Here is a 20,536-nt window from a genome sequence, read left to right as displayed (position 1 = left end):
TCCGCACACCTGCTCGCTAGCTATGTATTGGTTTGGTTCCACTCGTACTTCCATTTAACGGAGCAAAAAGTGATTATCGGTATCCCCAAAGAAATCAAGAACAACGAATACCGCGTGGCCATCACCGCCTCGGGTGTTCATGAACTGACCACGCGCGGCCACACAGTCCTGGTAGAGGCCGGGGCAGGTGCCGGATCGAATATTACCGATGAGGAATATTCAACGGCAGGGGCTGAACTGACGGCATCTGCCGGAGATGTCTGGAAGCGTTCGGACATGATCCTGAAGGTCAAGGAACCCATCGCCTCGGAGTACCAGTACTTCCGCCCCGGGCTGATCCTCTTCACCTACCTGCACCTGGCCGCTGCTCCGGAGCTGACCCGCGCGCTGATGGATTCAGGCGTCACCGCCATTGCCTATGAGACAGTCCAGGAGGGACGCGCCCTGCCGCTGCTGGCTCCCATGTCCGAAGTGGCCGGCCGCCTGGCCGTTCAGGTAGGCGCGCAGTGCATGATGGCGCCTGCAGGTGGCCCCGGCCTGCTGCTGGGCGGGGTGCCCGGCGTCCGCCCCGCCAAGGTGGTGGTGCTGGGTGCCGGCGTTGCCGGAACCAACGCCGTTGCCGTCGCCGTTGGCGCGCACGCGGACGTCACCGTCCTGGACATCAACATCAACCGGCTGCGGGAACTCGATGCCCTGTATGCCGGCCGGATCAAGACCGTGGCCTCCAACGCGTTTGAGATTGAGCGTGCCCTGCTGGACGCGGACCTGGTAATTGGTTCGGTACTGGTTCCCGGAGCCCGTGCCCCGAAGCTTGTCACCAATGACATGGTGGCCAGGATGAAGCCGGGCTCGGTGCTGGTTGACATCGCCGTGGACCAGGGCGGCTGCTTCGAAGACAGCCGGCCAACCACGCACGAGGACCCGACGTTCCGTGTCCACGGTTCCCTGTTCTACTGCGTGGCCAACATGCCCGGTGCGGTGCCCAACACCTCCACCTATGCGCTCACCAACGTCACCCTGCCCTACGCCGCCGCACTGGCGGACAAGGGCGTGCATGATGCGTTCGAGGCATCCCCGGCGCTTTCCCGCGGCCTGAACATCGCCAACGGCGCAGTGACCCACCACTCCGTCTCTGACGCCCACGGACTTGAGCTGACCGAAGGCTGGAGAGAGCTGGTTGCTCCCTAGCGGCCCCGTTAACCACGAAGGCCGGCAGCCCCGTATGGGACTGCCGGCCTTCGTGGTTGATGGACTAGTGGGAAACCGGAACCTTGGCTGCTGCGCCGCGGAGGACCGGAGCGCCCAGCATCGAGATGACGACGGCGCCAAGTCCCATGGGGATCACGAACAGGAAGTACAGATCCCCGGGCGTCCAGCCGCCGTCGATCAGGCTGCCGGCCAGGATCGGCGAGACAATCGCGCCCACACGGCCCATGCCGATGACCAGGCCCAGAGCGGTGCCGCGGACCTCGGAGTCGTAATACGTAGGACTAATCGCCAGCATGCCGGCGATCGGGGCGTTGGATCCGAAGCCCACCAGCGCTGCAGCGAAGAGCGCCAGCGGCAGGGATCCTTCCGTGGAGTTGGCGAAGACCACGAAGGTGGCGGCACCGACTACGAAGAAGACGGCCAGGACGCGCCGCATCTCGAAGCGCGAGCCGAAGACGCCAAGCACCACGGCACCGGTGATGGCACCGACGCTGAAAAGCACACCGGCGTTGATGCCGTCCTGGGCGCTGAACCCGCTGGCGGTGATGAGCTTGGGTGTCCAGGAGTTCGCGAAGTAGAAGCTGGCCATAAGGATGAAGTAGGCCAGTGAGAGCAGGATGGTGCGGCGGGCATTCACGCCGGTGAGCACGTCCGCGAAGCGGGACTTCTTCTCGCCGCGGGGCGCCGCCTCCGGCAGCTCATCCACGGGGGCCTGGCCAATGCTGCGCAGGGTCTTGTTGATGCGTTCCAGAGCGTTGGCCGGGCGGCGCACCGACAGGTAGTCGATGGATTCCGGCAGCACTTTCAGTACCAGGGGAATCATGACGAGAGTAGCCAGGGCTCCGAACAGGAAGGCTGAGCGCCAGCCGAAGGACGCGATCAGGGCACCGGTAACGAGTCCGCCGAGCACACCGCCCACAGGCTGGCCAATGCTGACAATCGCCAGCGCGGTGGAGCGGCGCTTGGCGTTGGAGAATTCGGAGGCAAAGACGTTGATGGTTGCCTGCAGGGTGCCAATAGCTACGCCGGTGATCAGGCGCAGCAGAAGCAATACCTCATAGGAGGGTGCAAAGACCGAAGCGAACATTCCCGCCGCGACCACGCACACCCCGATCAGCAGGGTCTTCTGGCGTCCGATGATGTCTGCGACGGTGGAAACAAAAATGGATCCCACGGCCATGCCCACCAGGGCAGCGCTGAGCAGGAACCCGAGTTCCGCGCCGTTGAGGTCCCATTCAGCAGAGACTGCCGAGGCGCTGAAGGCCATGACGAGGACGTCGAAGCCGTCGATCATGTAGAGAGCTGTACAAATTGCGATGATACCGACTTGCCGCCGGCTCAGGGCGGAGTCTTCGATCCGGTCTTTGAGGTGCATTCCTAGAATGCTAAACGAGACGATTGCCACACCGTGATTTCGCTCGCGTTGATGCCGGGGCGTTACGCGTCAGGCCACTGGCGAATCACAGTCCTGCGTGGATTTGCCGTATCATTTCCAACCCCCGCAGCGAATCCGCCGGGTCCACGGGGTTTGGCTTTCCGTCTTGTACCGCAGCGGCCACTGCGGCGTAGTAGTCCTGGTAGCGGCCGGGTTCCGTCGGCACTGCAACGGTGCTGCCGTCCACCCCCAGCCGCCCCCACGCCGCCGGGTCCTCGGAACCGTAGCCTGCGTCTCCGGGACGCAGTCCGGCGTCGAGCTGGGCTTCCTGCGGATCCACTCCGCGCTTGGTCCAGGCGGCTTTGCTTCCAGTGACGCGGAACCGCTCCCCCGCCTGCGGTGCCAGGGAATTCATCCACAGATGTGAGAGCACGCCGGAGTCATGCCGGAGGACCACAAAGACGTCGTCGTCAGGTCCACCGGCTTCCCGCCGCGCATGCACTTCGGCCCAGACCGGCTCGGCCGGCCCGAAGAGCTGGAGCGCCTGGTCGATCAGGTGCGGTCCAAGGTCAAAGAGGATCCCGCCTCCCTCGGCTGCTCCGGCCTGCTTTTTCCATGCCTTGGTGACGGCGGGTTTATGGGACTCCATCCGGGATTCAAACCGGGTCACTGATCCCAGGTCACCACGTTCCACCAGTGCCTTCAGGGTCAGGAAATCACCGTCCCAGCGCCGGTTCTGAAACACGGAGAGAAGTTTCCCTCCGGCGGCTGCAGCGGCCATCATCTCTGCCGCGGCCTCGGGGGAATGGGCGAACGGCTTGTCCACCACCACGTTGAGGCCCGCATCCAGTGCCGCGAGCGCGAGGGGTGCATGTGTGGCAGGCGGCGTGCTGATGACGGCAAGGTCAAGACCTCCTGCCAGCGCGAGCGCCGCGTCAGCAGAGGGGACTACGACGGCGCCCGGATACGCGGCGGAAGCGGCACGCGCGCGCCCGGGATCCGAAGTGACGATCACATCCAGCGAGAACCGGGCGTCCTGTTCAAGCAGGGGCGCATGGAAGACCCGTCCGCCCAGCCCAAAACCGAAGAGAACGGTACGCAGGGGTGCGCGGCCAGCCGCGTCGGCGGGAATGATCATGAGGGCTGGAAATGTGTCTGGGAAGGGGCCCCGTTGAGCTTGGCCACGATCTCCCCCGCCAGCACCTTGAGCTTCAGGTTCCTGCTGTTGGAGGCGCGCTTAAGGGTCTCGAACGCCTCGCTTTGGGAACAGCGGTTCTGCCCCATGATGATCCCGATGGCCAGGTCAATGTCCGTGCGGGACTGGAGGACAGCCTGCAGATCCTCCACGGTTGACGCCCGCTGTGACATCCGCACCGCAAGCCGGAGGGCCTGGGAAGCTTCCGATGCGTAGGCACGGGCGACCCGCTGGAAATCCTCATCAAAGGTATTGGCGGAGCGGGAGTAGAGGTTCAGCGCCGCCCTGGCGTGGCCTTCCAGGGCCAGCGGGACGGCGTACATGGACCGCACACCCTGTGAAACCACGTGCTTCATGTAGTCGGGCCAGCGCTCGTCGGCCGCCGTGTCCGGGACGTAGATGGCTTCGTGGATCCGCAGCGCGTGAAGGCACGGACCGTCATCGAACGCGTACTGCATCTCGTCCATTTCAAGCGCAACGCTCTCGCTGCTGGCAACGGTGTAGCTGTGCCCGCGCGAACGCTGCAGGGTGATTCCGCAGTAAACCGTGCCGCGGGTGGACAGCGACGACGCACTCAGCCGCGCCAGATGCTGGAGGAATTCCAAGACGTCTTCGTGGTGGATCAGCAGATCCTGCAGCTGCGCCGCGGTAGCAGTCGCAGACCTTAGATCGTCCATAGAGCAATGTTCCTTTTCCGCCCAGTGAACCGCACTCTGCGCCCACGATTGTCGTGTTTGAGCTTAGATACTACGATATCGGGAGACGGTCAAGACGCGGCCACGGCTTCTGCATACCCCTATGGAGTTATCGATGGGCCTACCGGCGCATTTGCCGATCTGCCACCATTGCGGCGTTGACGATTACCTGATTTACGAGTTCTACACCGCCCCGACCCAAGACGGACCCGGTGTTGTAAGTTACACCTGTTCTGCCTGTGAAACGTTCGCCGGCCACGAGGTTCCGGCTGGCTGGGCACCCCCAGGGTGGCGCGTTGGCCAATGATTCTCCCCCGGCCCCCATTCCCGGGGGACTCGTGTTGCTCCTTGGCGCAGCGGCCCAGCTGTCTGCTGAAGCCACGCGCCTGTTTCTCGCCGAGCTCTCACTCACGGAAAACTCAGTCCGCGTGCTGAAGGTACTCTCAGCTCCCGGAATGCCGGCCGCAAGAGCCGCCTCCCTGACACATTTGAGCCTCGACGAGGCTTCCTTCGCTCTGGCCTCCCTGCATCAGGCCGGCTACGCCCGCCCGCGCCGTCCCGGCAGATGGTCCCGAACCGCCTCGGGGACCGCGGTGGTGGAAGAACTCGCACGCGTCAGGCAGCAGTGCGATTCCCGGGCCGGGGAAACCGAACTGCGCAAGGGGCTCCACAAGCTGATTCAGTCCATAAGTACCGACAGCCCCGAGCCGGCCTAAAACCCCGTCCGGCAACAAAACAGCGGGCCTGGAGCAGCTTTCACTGCTCCAGGCCCGCTGTTTTGTCCTACAGGCGGAACCTATCCGCCTAGGAGGCCGCGGCGAGCGGGAAACGCTCCCACACCCGGTGCTGGCCCAGCAGGGTGATCAGGCCGGGAACAATGTCCTCCGGGGACTCCGCCAGGACGCCGGGAGCATCGCCGGGGATTCCGGAGGCACCGATGACGCCGGTTCCGCTGCCCCAGGCACCTATGGCCTTGGAGTGACGGTAGGCCTCAGTCAGCAGAATGGCCACCCGGGGATCGATGGCCGGGTGCCCGGCGGGATTGCCTGCCTTGGCGTCCAGGCTGTCCACCGCATCGGTGCCGTATTCACCGGATCCGGCGACGATCACGGCGTCGAACTCAGTAGACCTCGCGGTCAGGTACGTGCGCTGTACGGGCACCTGGCCGCCGAGCATTCCACCCTGGGGCGCAATGACCAGTGGCACCATGTCCGCCGCGTCCACAGCGGCGCGTACCCGGGCCAGGGCGGCCAGGTCCGTGGTGTCGTCGGCCAGGATCCCGATGATCCGGCCGTCAACCGGCCAGGTTCCGCCGACCTGCTGAAGTGCCGGACTGGGGTCGGTGTCCTCCACCTTCACGGTGGGCGCAGGCGCGGGCAGGCCGAGTCCGGCCGCCACCTCAGCACACAGCCGCTCGTCGATGTTAGCGAGCGCCTGCAGCTGCCGGACCTTGATGTTCTCCTCGTAGCACTTGCCAAGCTCAAACGTGTACGCCTGGATCACGTGGTCCTGCTCCACCGGAGTCAGCGAGCGGAAGAACTGACGCGGCTGGCTGTAGTGGTCATCAAAGGTTGCCGGGTTCTCCCGCACCTTCCGGGACTTTGCCACCGGGGCAGGCACGTCGATGAACGCACCCATGTCCGCTCCTGCAAGGAACGGACAGCCGCCATCCAGTGAATTGGGCTGGTACGGGGCCACTCCGCTGTGCACGGCATCCTGGTGGAATCCGTCCCTGTGCATGTCATTGACCGGCGCGTGCGGGCGGTTGATGGGGATCTGCGCGAAGTTCGGTCCGCCAAGGCGGGTGAGCTGTGTGTCGATGTAGGAAAACAGGCGCCCCTGGAGCAGCGGATCGTTCGTCACATCAATGCCGGGAACCAGATGTCCGGGGTGGAAGGCTACCTGCTCCGTTTCGGCGAAGAAGTTGGTCACGTTCCGGTTCAGCGTCATGGTGCCGATGATCTGCACCGGGGCCAGTTCCTCGGGGACGATCTTGGTCGGATCCAGCAGGTCGATGCCCTCGAACATCTCATCCTCTGTATCCGGGAAGACCTGCACCCCAAGATCCCATTCGGGGTACGCACCGGCTTCGATGGCGTCTGCCAGATCGCGGCGGTGGAAGTCGGGATCCATGCCGTTGATAATCTGCGCCTCTTCCCAGACCAGGGAATGCACTCCCAGCCGGGGCTTCCAGTGGAACTTCACCAGCGAGGTCTCGCCCTTGGCGTTGACAAGCCGGAAGGTGTGGACGCCGAATCCCTCCATGGTCCGGTAGGAGCGCGGAATACCGCGGTCGGACATGTTCCAGATGGCATGATGCTGGGCCTCGGTGTGCAGCGAGACGAAGTCCCAGAAGGTATCGTGCGCGCTCTGCGCCTGCGGGATTTCACGGTCGGGATGCGGCTTGCCGGCATGAATGACGTCCGGGAACTTGATGGCGTCCTGGATGAAAAACACCGGGATGTTGTTGCCCACCAGATCGAAGGTTCCTTCATCCGTGTAGAACTTGGTGGCGAAGCCGCGCGTATCGCGCACGGTGTCAGCGGACCCGCGCGAACCCAGCACAGTGGAGAAGCGGACAAAGACCGGAGTCTGGGCGTCCCGGGCGAGGAAACCTGCCCGGGTGATGCCTTCCGCAGCGCCGTTGGCCACGAACACGCCATGGGCGGCTGCGCCGCGAGCATGGACTACCCGCTCGGGAATGCGCTCATGGTCGAAGTGGGTGATTTTCTCGCGCAGGTGATGGTCCTGGAGCAGCACGGGTCCGCGGGGCCCGGCCTTGAGCGAATGGTCCGTATCCCGCAGGCGGGCACCCTGGGCGGTGGTCAGGTAACGCCCGGACTGGGCGTTGGACGTCTTCGGCGCCCCGGTGGGAACCCCGGTGGGGGACACGGTTTCCGGACCGTCCTGGTCCGGCTTGGGCGGAAGGGGATCGTGCGGTTCCGTCGGTTCGGAGAGTGAAGGTGGCTGCGGTGCCGGGGCACCGGGGATCGGAAGTCCGTTGGCTGATGTGCTCTGATCTGACATATGGCCTCCATCTGGTGGAACTTGCTTGCCGCGCCGGGAGCGCAGCTCCATCAACACCATACCCAAAAATTAGTAAGGGTACTTAACATCGACACAGCCCGGTGTGCCGCCGGACATGGCAAAGGACGGATCTGCCTGTAGGGGGGACACAGGCAGATCCGTCCTTTGCGGGGACGTCAATTCCCCTTACCGTCCCGACGGCCAGGCTCCTTGGGCGGAGCGGTTCACGGGGCGGAGTCTCATCAATCGCGCATTGGGGTCCGGCGCACCTTCGCAGCCGAACGGCGCTGCTGCCACGGGCAGGAAGCTATTCCCACAGACAGTCGGCCCACGCCGCATCCCGAAGGTAGTCCCTGGCAGGCCCCACACTCCAAAGCTCCCCGCGGGACTCAACGTAGCCCATGCCCCGCATATCCTCGACCGTTCCTTCGTCGCAGCCGAGGACCGTTCCAAGGTCTTTGTCGTCAGCGGCCAGAACCACTTCATTCCTTTGTGACACTACGTCGGCCTCCTTCTTCTTGAAGACTTCATCCCGGGCCATCCGGGAGCGTTAGTGCTTATCCAGGAGCATTGCTTCGCGCTCCGTGCTCCACGTCCTGGCGTAGAGACCCATTGCTGCTTCTTCCCGCAGCGAGAGCCCCAGCCGGTTGAGCAGCATGTGCGCCTGGTAAACCGTCAAGTGCTGTGCACTGCGGCTGACACGGGCCTTGTCTGCCCGATAGAGGTAGGTGTCCATGGTGCGGAACCAGCGGCGGCGCCAGTTTTCCACTGCGGACTCAGCTGCCGTGGCAGCCATCAGGCGGTGGGTGGGCATAACCTTTGCTCCCACCTGGACCGTCATGGCCTGCCGAACGCTGGCAGCACGCGGGCCAAAGCCGGCGGTGCAGCTGCGAAGGTGGCTGTCCCAGTAGTAATCCCAGGAGAGCCGGCGGCGGTCGGGCCAGCTCGAGGCCCGCGGGCCCTTCATCATGCTGCGCGCCGAATCAAAGAGCAGCAGGGAGCCGAGTGCCCACCTGTTTTGCACCTTTGGGAAACGCGCCGTAGCCCAGGTGCCCAGATCCGAGGAGAGCTCAAAGACTTCCTCTGCAAGCGCGAGGCCTTCCACGCCGCCGTATTTGGCAAGGTCGGCTTCTACGCGCGGATCCTGCGGATCCGCGCCGCCCGGGCTGAGCCGGTCACAGGCCGGGTCTCCAAAGGAGTGCGTCACGCTCAGGTGCCCGATAACTCCGCTGGCCTGCTCCTGGAGAGCCACCAGCAGGGACTTAAGCCGGTCCAGCGTCTCCTGTGACGCAAGGACCTTCATCCGTACATGTGCATTCGCAGGCTCAGAGCAGCGGGTGTAGAACCACCGCTGCGCCCCCCACAGCTGTGCCTGCGCCGCCAGCGGGGTAACCAGTTCTCCAATGATGCCGTCCGCTACATCGAAGCCACCGGTATAGATGGATAGTGTCCACCAATGAGTGCTTGCATTAGTTCGCGAGGCGTTTCGAACTGCTGTTAGCTGGCTCATGGCGTTCTTCCTCCGGTTTAAGTCTGGTTACCACCGCTGGGGCGGGTCTATATGGGTGTTGCTGGTTGGTTCATCCCCCATGTGAGGGGACTAGATCAGAACCATTCCCAGCTCTTGATGGAAACCGGTGCAGTTACCTTCTTCATGGTCGTATCCCCTCTTTTTGTTTCGGCTGGTTGCACAGCCGGCCGTGTTTGACTCCGAAAGCTTCCCCCGGGCCCAACGGGCGTGTCCACCGTTCCCAATTTCAGCTTCCTGTCATGTCCGCTTAGTGCCCCGGACGTCGTCTTAGTTCTTGGGAAGAGGGCCTTACTGGCGCGCTGGTGAGCGGATTTGGCCAGTTCGGGTACCGAACTACCGGGTTAAGGTGGAGAATGGCATTAACCTGTCATGTCATGCTCTTCGGGTTCCAATTTTTGGCCGAAACACCTTGCCCCCGAGGCTGACAGCACCCGGACGCCGGTAGCCTGCCAAGCACGCGGGCAGCTGTGCCCAGCTTTGCAGTTTGAGGAGGAAACTTGCTCGATCAGGTGTCGGTTGAGGTGTACCGCTATGCGGTCTCTCATCCGGGTTGGACCCCTGCCGAAGCGTCGGACGCACTGGGCTACACCACGCGCGCAATTGACCGGGCAGTGGATGAGCTGCGTTCCCGCTGCCTACTCTTCGTGGAGGGCTCTGAAACTCCCGTCTACACGGCAGTCTCCCCCGACGTCGCACTTGCTGAACTGGTGGACCCGGACGAGCGCGCCCTGCTGGAGCTCCGCGCCCGCATCGGAGCGAAGCGGCGGGAGCTGGCGGGCCTGGTACCAACATTCACTGAGGCCCGGCGGCAGGTGGCTGCGGACGCGTCTGTCGAAGTGCTTGAAGATCCCGAGCAGGTTCAGCGGGTCCTCATCGAGTACGGGCGCTCTGCGTCGGAGAGCGTGCTGATCGCCAGGCCGGGCCAGGGCTCAAACGCCGACTTCCAGGAAGAAAGCGTACAGAAGGACCTGGACCTGCTCAGGGCCGGAGTCCGGCGGCAGACCCTCTACCATTCCAGCACCCGGGACCACGTCCCCACCTGCAAGGCCGTTGAACGCATCACCGAAGCGGGCGGAGAGTTCCGCACCCTGCCGTACGTTCCGCTGCGCACGCTCATCTTCGATGACAAAGTGGCAGTGGTGGCCCGCCAGCTGCATACCTACGACCGGGCAGGCCTGGTGATCAGGGACCCGAACCTCATTGGCCTGTTTACCAAGCTTTTCGAGTTTGCCTGGAGCCTGGCGGAGCCCTTTATGGAGGAGGATCCGAGCAAGGCGGGCCTCAACAGCACACAGCGCTCCGTCCTGGCCGGTCTCGCCGCCGGGCATTCGGACGAGGTCATTGCCCGCCGCGTTGGCATCAGCGTCCGGACATGCCGGCGGCACATCGCCTGGATGCTCGAGGAACTCAAGGCGGAGAGCCGCTTCCAGGCCGGGATCAAGGCGCACAAGGCAGGCTGGATCTAGAAAACTTGTGTTGCTTCCCAGTCAACCTGAGTGCCATGATGTGGCATGACGTTTGAGGAAACAACGGGGTCAGTGCTGACTCCGGAAGCACAGGTGGCACTGGACCGGGCTACGGGATCCGCACACCGGCACGACGGACTGCTTTCCAACCGGGCGTTCCACATCAAGCAGTCGGCCGTTCGGGATGTCTTTGATATCTCGATCCGGCCCGGCCTCATTTCCCTCGCCGGCGGCAGCCCCTACCTGCAGGAACTGCCGCTTGATGAACTGGCTGAGGCGACCGCGTCGATTATCCGCAATCAGGGACTGGCTGCACTGCAGTACGGGCCCGGGCAGGGCCTGCAGGAGCTGCGCGAGCTTGCGTGCGAAGTGATGGCGGCCGAAGGCATCCTGGACGCAGATCCCGCCGACGTCGTTATCACCACCGGGTCCCAGTCCGGCCAGGACGTGGCAGCCAAGGTCTTCTGCAATCCCGGTGACGTTGTGCTGTGCGAGGACCCCACGTATGTGGGTGCACTCAACGCCTTCGAGGCCTACGAGGTGGACCTGCAGCCGGTGGCTATGGACGGGGACGGCCTGATCCCCGAAGCCCTCCGGGAACGGATCTCCGCGCTGCGCGCAGCCGGAAAGAGCATCAAGATGCTCTACACAATCCCCAGCTTCAACAATCCCAGCGGCATCACGCTCGCTGAAGAGCGCCGGGACCAGATTGTGCGGATCTGCCGCGAGAACAACATCCTGGTCCTGGAAGACAACCCCTACGGCCTGCTGCGCTTCGACGGCGAACCGCTGCCTCCCCTCCGGGCATCCCACCCGGAGGACGTGCTTTACCTCGGGTCCTTCTCCAAGATATTTTCCCCCGGCATGCGCCTGGGCTGGGCACTGGTCCCCCGTCATCTCTTCCGGCGTTTCTACCTGGCCTGTGAAGCCGTGGTGCTGTGCCCGTCACCGCTGACGCAGATGATCACTGCCGCGTACCTGCGGGACTTCGACTGGATGGGCCGAATCAGGGATTCACGCCGGCTGTATGCGCAGAGGTGTGCGGCCATGCTGGCGGCACTTCAGGAGCACATGCCCGACGGCGTGAGCTGGACTGTCCCGGACGGCGGCTTCTTTATCTGGGTGAGCCTGCCCGAGGGAATCGATACGTACCCCCTGCTCGCCGAAGCCATTGATGCCGGAACCGTGTTTATTCCGGGGACAGCGTTTACCCCCGGAGACGAGACGAGTTCTAAGCTTCGGCTCGCATTCAGCGCAGTCTCGCCGGACGACATCGCCGAGGGCATGCGCAGGCTTGCCCCCGTAATCCGCCGCGCCGTATCAGGAGCAGACGCCGCATCAGGGGCAGCCGGCGCGTAGGCGCGACGGCGTCTATTTACGGCGCCGCTTGTCGAACAGGGGCACTACGATCACGAAGAGCAGGGCCATAATGGCCAGCCGCCACAGCATTCCCAGGTTCGGGAACAGGATGATGAGCAGGCTGGAGACAATGAAGGCACCGACCAGGATCCAGGCCGTCCGCTTCCAGTCAATCTGCGGTCCTCCCCCGCGGTTTCCGGGTCCGGGATTCATTGCCATGTTGCTCCGATCGTTGGTTGCCCTTTCGAGCCTAGTCCAGAAGCAGTGCGGGTTCCTCCAGAATGGCAGCGACATCGGCCATAAAGCGGGCTGACAGGTCGCCGTCCACCACCCGGTGGTCGAAGGAGCCGCCGAGGGTGGTGATCCAGCGGGGGATCACTTCGCCGTCCAGGACCCAGGGCTTCTGCTTGATCGTGCCAAACGCCACGATGGCAACTTCTCCGGGGTTGATGATCGGCGTGCCGGTATCGATGCCCAGGGCGCCGATGTTGGTGATGGTGAGCGTTCCACCGCGCATGTCCGCGGGCGGCGTCTTGCCCGCCCGGGCAGTGGTGGCGAGTTCGTTCAGGGCAACCGCGAGTTCCTTCAGGGAAAGATCCTGTGCGTCCTTGATGTTCGGCACCATCAGGCCGCGCGGCGTGGCGGCGGCAATTCCGAGGTTCATGAAGTGCTTCACATGGATCTCATCCCCGGCCCAGGTGGCATTCACTGAGGGGTTCCGGGCTGCGGCCCAGATAACCGCCTTCGCCAGGATCAGCAGCGGGGACACCTTGATGCCCTCGAAGTCCCGGGACGCCTTGAGCCGTTTGACGAACTCCATGGTCCGGGAGGCATCAACGTCAACGAAGATGCTGACGTGCGGCGCACTGAAGGCACTGTCCACCATGGCCTTGGCGGTGGCCTTGCGGACGCCCTTGACCGGGATGCGCTCAATGCGGCTGTCCTGCGGCCCGCTCGACGGCGACCAGAAGGTGCCTGCCGAATCCACCTCGGACTCGCGCTGGGCCTGGTAGCTGATCAGGTCCTGCTTGGTGACCTCTCCGCCCGCGCCGGTGGCGGGGACGTCTGCGAGGTTGATGCCGAGGTCCTTCGCGGCCTTGCGGACCGGGGGCTTGGCGAGGACCCGTAGAAGGAGCTGGTTGAAGCGGTCCTGCACGGCCGCGCCTGCTGCCGCTACAGCCGCACCGCGCGGGTCGTGGCGGGACGCAGGGCGCGCTGCCGGCTCTGTCCCGGCTGCATCCCGCTGCGCTGTCTCAGCCGGGGCTGCCTTCTGCGCGGCGGCAGGCCGGTTTCGGCGCGGGCGCCGCCGGACGGCGTCGGCCTTGGGGCCCGTGCCGGTCAGCGAAGCGGACGGCGGGCCGTCTGCGGCCGCGGGTGCCGGCGTCGCGGCTGTTGTGGCGGGGTTGGCTGCCTTGCCGGTACCGGACTTGCCGGCGGCCTTCTTTGCCGCGCCTGCAGCCACCTGGAAAATCGGCGTGCCGACCTCCACTGTGGCACCTTCGGGGACCAGGATGCCGGTGACCGTTCCCGCGTAAGGGGACGGGAGTTCCACCAGTGACTTCGCGGTTTCGATTTCCACGATCACTTCATTGATGGCGACCGTGTCACCTTCCTTGACCCGCCACTGGACGATTTCGGCCTCGGTGAGTCCTTCTCCGACGTCGGGCAGTTTGAACGTTTTCTCAGTCATGGCATCTCGATCTGGCGTGGGCCGGCAGGGCCGGCGGCGGAAGCTGTCTGTGGATCTGTCAGTAGGAGAAGACGGTGTCCAGGGCATCCAGGAGCCGGTCGATGTCCGGCAGGTAGTGCTCCTCAACGGCCGCTACGGGGTAGGGCATATGGAATCCGCCCACCCGGAGCACCGGGGCTTCAAGGTGGAGGAAGGCTCGCTCAGCGACTCGGGACGCGATTTCCCCGCCGATGCCGCCGAACGTCGGGGCCTCATGGGTCACGATCAGGCGGCCCGTGCGCCGAACCGATTCGGTGACGGTGTCAAAGTCGATCGGCGAGATGGAGCGGAGATCGATGACCTCGATGCTCCGGCCGTCTTCCGCAGCCGCTTCGGCAGCGGCCAGGGCCACCGGCACCAGCGGTCCATACGCCACGATGGTGGCGTCGGTCCCGGCGCGGAGTACCTGGGCGGTAAAGGGGTCGCCCGACGGCGCCGAGGTATCGACTTCGCCCTTGAGCCAGTAGCGGCGCTTGGGTTCGAAGACGATCACGGGGTCCTTGCCCTGCATGGCCTGCTGGATCATCCAGTACCCGTCCTGCGGGCTCGAGGGGGCGAGGATCCGCAGCCCGGCAGTGTGCGCGAACAGCGCTTCGGGCGATTCGGAGTGGTGCTCGATCGAGCCGATACCGCCGCCGTAGGGAATCCGGATGACAACGGGCGCACTGAGTGCCCCCTCGCTGCGCGAGTGCATCTTGGCCAGCTGCGTGGTGATCTGGTTGAAGCCGGGGAACACAAAGCCGTCGAACTGGATCTCGCAGACCGGGCGGTAGCCGCGCAGGGCCAGACCGATGGCGGTGCCGATGATTCCGGACTCAGCCAGCGGCGTGTCCATCACCCGGTCCGTGCCGAACTCAGCCTGCAGACCTTCGGTAATGCGGTAAACGCCGCCAAGCGCACCAATATCCTCACCCATCAGCAGGGTCTTGGGATCCGCGGCCAGCCCTGCACGGAGGCCCGCGTTGATGGCCTTGGCCATGGTCATTGTGCTCATGCGCCGACCTCTTCCGTGTCAACAGTGTCTTGAGGGTCCGAGCCGTCGCTGTCCGTGTCGGCAAAACCGGCCTCGTAGGCCCGGTGGAATTCCAGTTCCTCAGCGATCAGCGGGTGCGGTTCGGCATAGACGTCAGCGAAGGATTCAGCGAACGACGGCGCCTCCATCGCCTGGACATCGGCGCGCAGCTGCGCCGCAAGGTCGTCTGCTTCGGTGGAAAGGGATGCGAAGAACGCGTCGTCTCCGGCCCCGCTGGCACGCAGGTGCTTCTCCAGGCGGGTAAGGGGGTCACGGCCGACCCAGGCCTGTTCGTCAGCGGAGAGCCGGTATTTGGTGGGGTCGTCGGCTGTGGTGTGTGCACTCATCCGGTAGGTGAACGCCTCAATCAGCACCGGCCCCCTTCCGCTCCTTGCATGCTCCAGGGCCCACCGCGTGACAGCGTGGACAGCCAGGACGTCATTGCCGTCTACCCGGATACCGGGGAAGCCATAGCCCTGGGCCCGGTTCGCCAGCGGTATGCGGGACTGGACTTCGGTGGGCACGGAGATTGCCCAGTGGTTGTTCTGGCAGAAGAACACCACCGGCGCATCGTAGGAAGCAGCGAAGACCATGGACTCGTGGATATCCCCTTCCGAGCTGGCTCCGTCACCGAAGTAGGCAACGGTAGCTCCCGCGGGCTGGGAGGGATCCGCGGCATTGTCACGCGCCATGCCCATTGCGTAGCCGACGGCGTGGGGAACCTGGGCCGCCAGGACCAGTGTGTAGAGATGGAAGTTGGATTCCCGGGGATCCCAGCCGCCGTGCGAGATGCCGCGGAAGCGGCGAAGCAGGTGGGAGAGCTGGAGCCCGCGCGTCAGGGCTACTCCGTGCTCGCGGTATGTGGGGAAGACGTAGTCCTGTTCGGCCAGTGCCCGGCCGGAGCCGATCTGGGCTCCTTCCTGGCCCGTGAGCGGAACCCACATCACCAGTTCGCCCTGCCGCTGCAGGGCGGTTGCTTCGACGTCGAACCGCCGGATCAGGAACATGTCCCGGTAGAAGGAGCGCAGCGCTTCGCCGTCGATGTCCTCGACGTACCGGCCGTACAGCTCATGTCCGGTGCGCTCCCCTTCCGGGGTCAGCAGCTGAACCATGCCGTCCGGAGCGCTGCCGGGGGCAGGCACCAGCGTCTCATTCAGTGCCGACGAATCGAATTCGCTGGCGGGCAAGTGCTCCAGGGCCATACCTCTCCTCGCCGGGGTAGGCACCAGGCCGTGCCCCCGCTAGAAATATGCGTTCCCGGGAATATGTACCCGGTGCGGCATATGTGTGGAAGTTACTTTCCATCAGCCTAGCGAGGGCGGAGACCCGGACAGCACCTAAGACACGCTAGGAAACCCGGGGGCCTTTTGTATAAGTCGCACATAAAGCTAGGAAACGGCTGTTGGCTTCCTCTTCTCCAATGGTGACCCGGATACCCTCAGTGCCGAAGGCCCGCACTGCCAGTGCCTGCTGCTCTGCAAGCACTGCAAACTCGGGGGTATTCTCCCCCAGAGCCAGCCAGACAAAGTTGCCCTCAGCCTGGGGAATGTCCCATCCAAGCTCCTGCAGCCCGGTCACGACGCGGGTCCGTTCAGAAACCAGCGCTTGTATTCTTTCCACAAGTTCGTCGTGGTACTTCAGGGAAGCGATGGCTGCCTGCTCCGCGATCTGGGAGACGGCGAACGGCACGGCAGTGACCCGCAGATACTGGGTCAGGTGCGGATGGGAAATGGAGTAGCCCACGCGGAGTCCGGCCAGGCCTGCCCCCTTGGAGAAGGTGCGCAGCACCACCACGTTCTGGTGCCGGCGGTAGATATCCACGCCGTTGACGGCGCCCGGATCCCGGACGAAGTCCTCATAGGCCTCGTCGATCACCACGATCACGTCAGAGGGAACCTTCGCCAGGAAAGACTCGACATCCTCCGTGCTCAGCACCGGCCCGGTGGGGTTGTTCGGGGTGCACAGCAGGACCATTTTGGTGCGGTCGTTAACCGCAGCGGCCATTGCGTCCAGATCGTGGCGCCCATCTGCGAGCAGCGGCACCTGCACGCTGCGGGCTCCGGAAAGCCCCACGGAAATGGGATACGCCTCGAAGGAACGCCAGGGGTAGATGACCTCGTCCGGGGTGCCGTCTTCATTCTGCCCGGCAAAGGTGGCCAGCAGCTGGTTCAGCGCCCCCAGGCTTCCGCCGCCCGTGACGATGTCCTCAGCAGGGACATCCAGGAAGGACGCCAGTTCCATCCGCAGCGCCGTTGCCAGCGGATCGGGGTAGCGGTGTACGTTCGGGTGGGCAGCAATGGCTTCCAGGACTGAAGGCAGCGGCGGGAAGGGGTTCTCGTTTGAGGAGAGCTTGTAGCTCTGAAGCCCTTCGATAGCCACAGGCGGTTTCCCGGCAGCGTAGCGCGGCAGCCGGTCTACCACCGGGCGCGGACTAATGCCGGGCGCCGGATCAGCCACAGCGTTGGTGTCATTCTCGGTAGTGGTCATGGCTTAAGACTAGTCCGGTTTTAAGGGTGCTTATGTGACCTGCTGCACAGCCCCTTCTTCAGCGGTACCGGCCGGCGCTTGGGCAGCGGGAGCCGCTGTGCCAGCATTAGGGCATGCGCCTGCTGCTGAGAATCATCATTAATGCTTTGGCCCTCTGGGTTGCGGGGCTGGCACTGCCCGGAATCACGGTCGGAGAATCAGGGACATCCGCCACCGGGAACCCAACACTGGACATTGTGCTGGCGTACCTCTTTATTGGCCTGGTTTTCGGCGTCGTCAACGCCTTGGTGCGTCCGATCGTCAAACTTCTGGCCCTGCCCCTCACGGTTCTGACCCTTGGCCTGTTCACCGTGATCATCAACGCCGCCATGCTGATGCTCACGGCCTGGCTGACCAGCTTCACGCCCGTGCACTTTGAGATCGACTCCTTCTTCTGGACGGCCATCGCGGCATCCATCATCATCAGCGTGGTCTCCCTGCTGGCCGGTTCCCTGGCAGGCACACGCCGCTAGCAGCCGGGTTCGGAAACCCGTTCCGGGGCTGGCGCGCTGCACCCCCCCGCACGGCTCGACGTCCCCGCGCCGTCACGGAATCGGCCCGGACGCGGGACCATGGAAGAATTGCCGTATGGCCGATTCTTCTCCCGCACCCCGCGTCTCCCTTGCCTCCGTAACCCCTGCAATCGCGCTGGGGCCGCTGGACGGCCGGTACCGCTCCGCCACCGCCCCGCTGGTGGACTACCTCTCCGAGGCCGCACTGAACCGCGACCGCACCCACGTTGAGGTCGAGTGGCTGATCCACCTCACCTCCAACTCCGTCCTGCCGGGCACCGCGCCACTGACGGCGGAACAGCAGGCGGCGCTGCGGGAAATCGTCTCCGGATTCGACGGCAACTCCGTGAACGAGCTGGCCGAAATCGAACAGGTCACTGTCCATGACGTGAAGGCCGTGGAGTACTACATTGGCCGCCGGCTGGCCGCGATCGGGATCGAGAACCTCACCCCCCTCGTTCACTTTGGCTGCACTTCGGAAGACATCAACAACCTTTCCTACGCACTTGGCGTCAAGGGTGCCGTGGAGAACGTCTGGCTGCCCGCCGCACGAAAGATGGTGGCACAGATCGCCGCCATGGCTGAGGAGACCCGCTCGGTCCCGATGCTCTCCCGCACCCACGGCCAGCCCGCCACGCCCACCACGCTCGGCAAGGAACTGGCCGTCACCGTGCACCGCCTGACCCGCCAGCTGGACCGCGTTGCGGGCACTGAATTCCTCGGCAAGATCAACGGCGCCACCGGCACCTACGCCGCGCACTACGCGTCCGTTCCGGGTGCCGACTGGCAGCAGGTCGCCAAGTCCTTCGTTGAGGGACTGGGCCTGACCTGGAACCCGCTGACCACGCAGATCGAGTCGCATGACTGGCAGGCCGAGCTGTACGCCGACATGGCCCGGTTCAACCGGATCCTGCACAATTTCTGCACCGATGTGTGGAGCTACATCTCCATCGGCTACTTCGCGCAGGTTCCCGTCGCCGGTGCCACCGGTTCCTCCACCATGCCGCACAAGGTCAACCCGATCCGCTTCGAGAATGCCGAAGCCAACCTGGAGATTTCCAACGGGCTGCTGGACACCCTGGCGTCCACCCTGGTGACCTCCCGCTGGCAGCGCGACCTCACTGACTCCTCCTCGCAGCGGAACATCGGCGTCGCGTTCGGCCACTCCCTGCTGGCCATCTCCAACGTGGCAAAGGGCCTGGAGCGGCTGAACGTTGCAGAGGACGTCCTGGCAGCAGACCTGGACACCAACTGGGAAGTCCTGGGTGAAGCCATCCAGATGGTGATGCGTGCAGAGGCTGTCGCCGGCGCACCGGGCATGGAAAACCCGTACGAGCGGCTCAAGGATCTCACCCGCGGACACCGCGTGGATGCCGAGCGCATGAAGGAATTCGTCTCCGGGCTGGGCCTGCCGGCCGAAGCCGAGGCACGCCTGCTCGCGCTCACCCCGGCCAAGTACATCGGCATCGCCGAGAACCTGGTGGACCACCTGCAGAAGTAGGACTCCACACAGAACAACGACGGCGGGAGGCCGGGTTCGAAAACCCGGCCTCCCGCCGTCGTTGTCTGGTTCTTGCTCCGCTTTGGGAACATGCTCCGGTCCGCCGCGGAGCGTTTGTCACAAACCGGAGCGGAACCGGAGCAGAGAGTTAGTCCGCCGCAGCCAGCTGGCCGCAGGCGCCGTCGATTTCCTTGCCGCGGGTATCGCGCACCGTGGTGGGAACACCGGCGTCGATCAGGGTGTCGATGAACTCCTGGATGACGTCCGGCTCCGGGGAAGTCCAGATAGAGCCCGGGGTCGGGTTCAGCGGAATCGGGTTCACGTGGACCCAGCCGCGGCCGCGCGAATTGAGCTTCTTCGCCAGCAGGGCTGCACGCCAGGGGTGGTCGTTCATGTCCTTGATCAGCGCATACTCGATGGACACGCGGCGGCCGGTGACGCGGTAGTAGTTGTACGCGGCGTCGAGCGCCTCGTCCACCTTCCAGCGGCTGTTCACCGGGATCAGGTCATCACGCAGTTCATCATCCGGGGCGTGCAGGCTCAGCGCGAACGTGACCGGGATGTTCTCCTCGGCCAGCTTCTTGATGGCCGGAACCAGGCCCACGGTGGAGACCGTGATGTTCCGGGCGCTCATGCCCAGGCCCTCGGGAGCTTCGGCGGCCATGCGGTGCACGGCGTTCATGACCCGCTTGTAGTTGGCCAGCGGTTCGCCCATGCCCATAAAGACGATGTTGGTGACGCGCTCGGCGTCGTGCCCGCCGTCGCGGCGCTTGCCGCCCAGCCCGCCTTCGGCGATGACCCGGTTGGCCTGGACAATCTGGTCCAGGATTTCCGCGGCAGACATGTTGCGGGTCAGGCCTGCCTGCCCGGTGGCGCAGAACGGGCAGTTCATGCCGCAGCCGCACTGGCTGGAAACACAGAGCGTGATCCTGCCGGGGTAGCGCATCAGCACCGATTCAACGAGCGAGCCGTCGAACAGCCGCCAGAGGAACTTGATGGTGTCCCCCTTGTCCGTGGTCAGGCGCTTCACCTCGGTGAGCAGGGTCGGGAACATCTCCTTGACCAGCTCGTCGCGGCGCTCCTTGGGGAGGTCGCTCATCTTCTCAGGGTCCGTGGTGTAGTGCTGGAAGTAGTGCACCGAGAGCTGCTTGGCGCGGAACGCGGGCAGGCCCAGGGACTTGAGCTTCTCCTGGCGCTGGGCAAGCGTGAGGTCAGCGAGGTGTTCCGGCGGCTGTGACACACGCGGGGACTTGAACTGCAGCAGGGGGCGGCCGTCTGGCTCTTTGGCCTGCTCCCAGCCTTCGGTTGCGGGACGTACCTGCGGCTTGTCGCCGGATACGCTCAGGGCAGCTGGGGAAGTTTTGGGGGAAGTCATCTCTTCCATTTTTGCATGCCTTGG

Annotated in this window: 18 protein-coding genes; 6 read left to right on the top strand and 12 right to left on the bottom strand. The window is 64.5% G+C overall.

All coding sequences use genetic code 11. The annotated features are described in order from the left end of the window. Positions 1-69: 69 nt before the first annotated feature. Positions 70-1,188, top strand: a complete 1,119-nt coding sequence (ald, locus tag AO716_RS14950) for an alanine dehydrogenase (RefSeq protein ID WP_055242437.1) — start codon at positions 70-72, stop codon at positions 1,186-1,188. A 64-nt stretch (positions 1,189-1,252) separates the two neighbouring features. Here the strand turns inward: ald and AO716_RS14945 are convergent, their stop codons facing one another. From AO716_RS14945 to AO716_RS14935, 3 genes are all read right to left on the bottom strand, one after another. Beyond that, positions 1,253-2,584, bottom strand: a complete 1,332-nt coding sequence (locus tag AO716_RS14945) for an MFS transporter (protein WP_055242436.1) — start codon at positions 2,582-2,584, stop codon at positions 1,253-1,255. 85 nt (positions 2,585-2,669) lie between these two features. After that, on the bottom strand, positions 2,670-3,722 hold the full coding sequence (locus AO716_RS14940; protein WP_055242434.1) for a Gfo/Idh/MocA family oxidoreductase: 1,053 nt from the start codon (positions 3,720-3,722) through the stop codon (positions 2,670-2,672). Next, positions 3,719-4,456, bottom strand: a complete 738-nt coding sequence (locus AO716_RS14935; protein WP_055242432.1) for a GAF and ANTAR domain-containing protein — start codon at positions 4,454-4,456, stop codon at positions 3,719-3,721. The genes AO716_RS14940 and AO716_RS14935 overlap by 4 nt, the downstream gene beginning before the upstream one ends. 314 nt (positions 4,457-4,770) lie before the next feature. On the opposite strand from AO716_RS14935, the gene AO716_RS14930 reads away from it, so the two are divergent. Then, on the top strand, positions 4,771-5,190 hold the full coding sequence (locus AO716_RS14930) for a hypothetical protein (RefSeq protein ID WP_152970005.1): 420 nt from the start codon (positions 4,771-4,773) through the stop codon (positions 5,188-5,190). Positions 5,191-5,278: 88 nt separating this feature from the next. On the opposite strand, the gene AO716_RS14925 is transcribed toward AO716_RS14930, so the two are convergent. The 3 genes from AO716_RS14925 to AO716_RS14915 form a co-directional block, all read right to left on the bottom strand. Beyond that, a complete protein-coding gene (locus AO716_RS14925) occupies positions 5,279-7,501 on the bottom strand; it encodes a catalase (RefSeq protein ID WP_055242429.1) in 2,223 nt (740 codons plus the stop codon). A 307-nt stretch (positions 7,502-7,808) separates the two neighbouring features. Then, on the bottom strand, positions 7,809-8,000 hold the full coding sequence (locus tag AO716_RS14920; protein WP_152970004.1) for a hypothetical protein: 192 nt from the start codon (positions 7,998-8,000) through the stop codon (positions 7,809-7,811). Positions 8,001-8,051: 51 nt separating this feature from the next. Next, complete coding sequence (locus AO716_RS14915; RefSeq protein WP_082413634.1) at positions 8,052-9,011, bottom strand: lantibiotic dehydratase C-terminal domain-containing protein; 960 nt, start codon at positions 9,009-9,011, stop codon at positions 8,052-8,054. 518 nt (positions 9,012-9,529) lie between these two features. On the opposite strand from AO716_RS14915, the gene AO716_RS14910 reads away from it, so the two are divergent. Both AO716_RS14910 and AO716_RS14905 read left to right on the top strand, forming a co-directional pair. After that, a complete protein-coding gene (locus AO716_RS14910; protein WP_055242423.1) occupies positions 9,530-10,498 on the top strand; it encodes a helix-turn-helix transcriptional regulator in 969 nt (322 codons plus the stop codon). 45 nt (positions 10,499-10,543) lie between these two features. Further along, positions 10,544-11,857, top strand: a complete 1,314-nt coding sequence (locus AO716_RS14905; RefSeq protein ID WP_055242421.1) for a PLP-dependent aminotransferase family protein — start codon at positions 10,544-10,546, stop codon at positions 11,855-11,857. 12 nt (positions 11,858-11,869) lie between these two features. On the opposite strand, the gene AO716_RS14900 is transcribed toward AO716_RS14905, so the two are convergent. From AO716_RS14900 to AO716_RS14880, 5 genes are all read right to left on the bottom strand, one after another. Then, a complete protein-coding gene (locus AO716_RS14900) occupies positions 11,870-12,076 on the bottom strand; it encodes a hypothetical protein (protein ID WP_152970003.1) in 207 nt (68 codons plus the stop codon). A 31-nt stretch (positions 12,077-12,107) separates the two neighbouring features. Then, positions 12,108-13,547: a dihydrolipoamide acetyltransferase family protein gene (locus tag AO716_RS14895; RefSeq protein ID WP_055242417.1), complete on the bottom strand. Its 1,440-nt coding sequence runs from the start codon at positions 13,545-13,547 to the stop codon at positions 12,108-12,110. A 58-nt stretch (positions 13,548-13,605) separates the two neighbouring features. After that, positions 13,606-14,580 (bottom strand): alpha-ketoacid dehydrogenase subunit beta, encoded by a 975-nt coding sequence (locus AO716_RS14890; RefSeq protein ID WP_055242415.1) that lies wholly within the window; start codon positions 14,578-14,580, stop codon positions 13,606-13,608. Further along, positions 14,577-15,800, bottom strand: a complete 1,224-nt coding sequence (pdhA, locus tag AO716_RS14885; protein ID WP_055242413.1) for a pyruvate dehydrogenase (acetyl-transferring) E1 component subunit alpha — start codon at positions 15,798-15,800, stop codon at positions 14,577-14,579. The genes AO716_RS14890 and pdhA overlap by 4 nt, the downstream gene beginning before the upstream one ends. Before the next feature lie 145 nt (positions 15,801-15,945). Then, complete coding sequence (locus tag AO716_RS14880; RefSeq protein ID WP_055242411.1) at positions 15,946-17,085, bottom strand: histidinol-phosphate transaminase; 1,140 nt, start codon at positions 17,083-17,085, stop codon at positions 15,946-15,948. Positions 17,086-17,198: 113 nt separating this feature from the next. Between AO716_RS14880 and AO716_RS14875 the strand changes: the two genes are divergently transcribed. Together AO716_RS14875 and purB are read left to right on the top strand one after the other, a co-directional pair. Next, on the top strand, positions 17,199-17,597 hold the full coding sequence (locus tag AO716_RS14875; protein WP_055242409.1) for a phage holin family protein: 399 nt from the start codon (positions 17,199-17,201) through the stop codon (positions 17,595-17,597). A 115-nt stretch (positions 17,598-17,712) separates the two neighbouring features. Continuing rightward, a complete protein-coding gene (gene purB / locus AO716_RS14870) occupies positions 17,713-19,137 on the top strand; it encodes an adenylosuccinate lyase (protein WP_055242407.1) in 1,425 nt (474 codons plus the stop codon). A gap of 148 nt (positions 19,138-19,285) precedes the next feature. Here the strand turns inward: purB and rlmN are convergent, their stop codons facing one another. Beyond that, positions 19,286-20,512 (bottom strand): 23S rRNA (adenine(2503)-C(2))-methyltransferase RlmN, encoded by a 1,227-nt coding sequence (rlmN, locus tag AO716_RS14865; RefSeq protein WP_055242957.1) that lies wholly within the window; start codon positions 20,510-20,512, stop codon positions 19,286-19,288. Positions 20,513-20,536: the final 24 nt, after the last annotated feature.

The organism is Arthrobacter sp. Edens01 (assembly GCF_001307035.1).
Taxonomy (GTDB): domain Bacteria; phylum Actinomycetota; class Actinomycetes; order Actinomycetales; family Micrococcaceae; genus Arthrobacter_B.
This window is presented reverse-complemented; position numbering and strand designations above follow the sequence as displayed.

Bases quoted from the DNA above. Each gene is read 5' to 3' on its own strand.
- AO716_RS14945 (WP_055242436.1), bottom strand. From the start codon at position 2,584: ATGCACCTCAAAGACCGGATCGAAGACTCCGCCCTGAGCCGGCGGCAA.
- AO716_RS14940 (WP_055242434.1), bottom strand. From the start codon at position 3,722: ATGATCATTCCCGCCGACGCGGCTGGCCGCGCACCCCTGCGTACCGTT.
- AO716_RS14935 (WP_055242432.1), bottom strand. From the start codon at position 4,456: ATGGACGATCTAAGGTCTGCGACTGCTACCGCGGCGCAGCTGCAGGAT.
- AO716_RS14925 (WP_055242429.1), bottom strand. From the start codon at position 7,501: ATGTCAGATCAGAGCACATCAGCCAACGGACTTCCGATCCCCGGTGCC.
- AO716_RS14915 (WP_082413634.1), bottom strand. From the start codon at position 9,011: ATGAGCCAGCTAACAGCAGTTCGAAACGCCTCGCGAACTAATGCAAGC.
- AO716_RS14905 (WP_055242421.1), top strand. From the start codon at position 10,544: ATGACGTTTGAGGAAACAACGGGGTCAGTGCTGACTCCGGAAGCACAG.
- AO716_RS14900 (WP_152970003.1), bottom strand. From the start codon at position 12,076: ATGGCAATGAATCCCGGACCCGGAAACCGCGGGGGAGGACCGCAGATT.
- AO716_RS14895 (WP_055242417.1), bottom strand. From the start codon at position 13,547: ATGACTGAGAAAACGTTCAAACTGCCCGACGTCGGAGAAGGACTCACC.
- AO716_RS14890 (WP_055242415.1), bottom strand. From the start codon at position 14,580: ATGAGCACAATGACCATGGCCAAGGCCATCAACGCGGGCCTCCGTGCA.
- pdhA (WP_055242413.1), bottom strand. From the start codon at position 15,800: ATGGCCCTGGAGCACTTGCCCGCCAGCGAATTCGATTCGTCGGCACTG.
- AO716_RS14880 (WP_055242411.1), bottom strand. From the start codon at position 17,085: ATGACCACTACCGAGAATGACACCAACGCTGTGGCTGATCCGGCGCCC.
- AO716_RS14875 (WP_055242409.1), top strand. From the start codon at position 17,199: ATGCGCCTGCTGCTGAGAATCATCATTAATGCTTTGGCCCTCTGGGTT.
- purB (WP_055242407.1), top strand. From the start codon at position 17,713: ATGGCCGATTCTTCTCCCGCACCCCGCGTCTCCCTTGCCTCCGTAACC.
- rlmN (WP_055242957.1), bottom strand. From the start codon at position 20,512: ATGACTTCCCCCAAAACTTCCCCAGCTGCCCTGAGCGTATCCGGCGAC.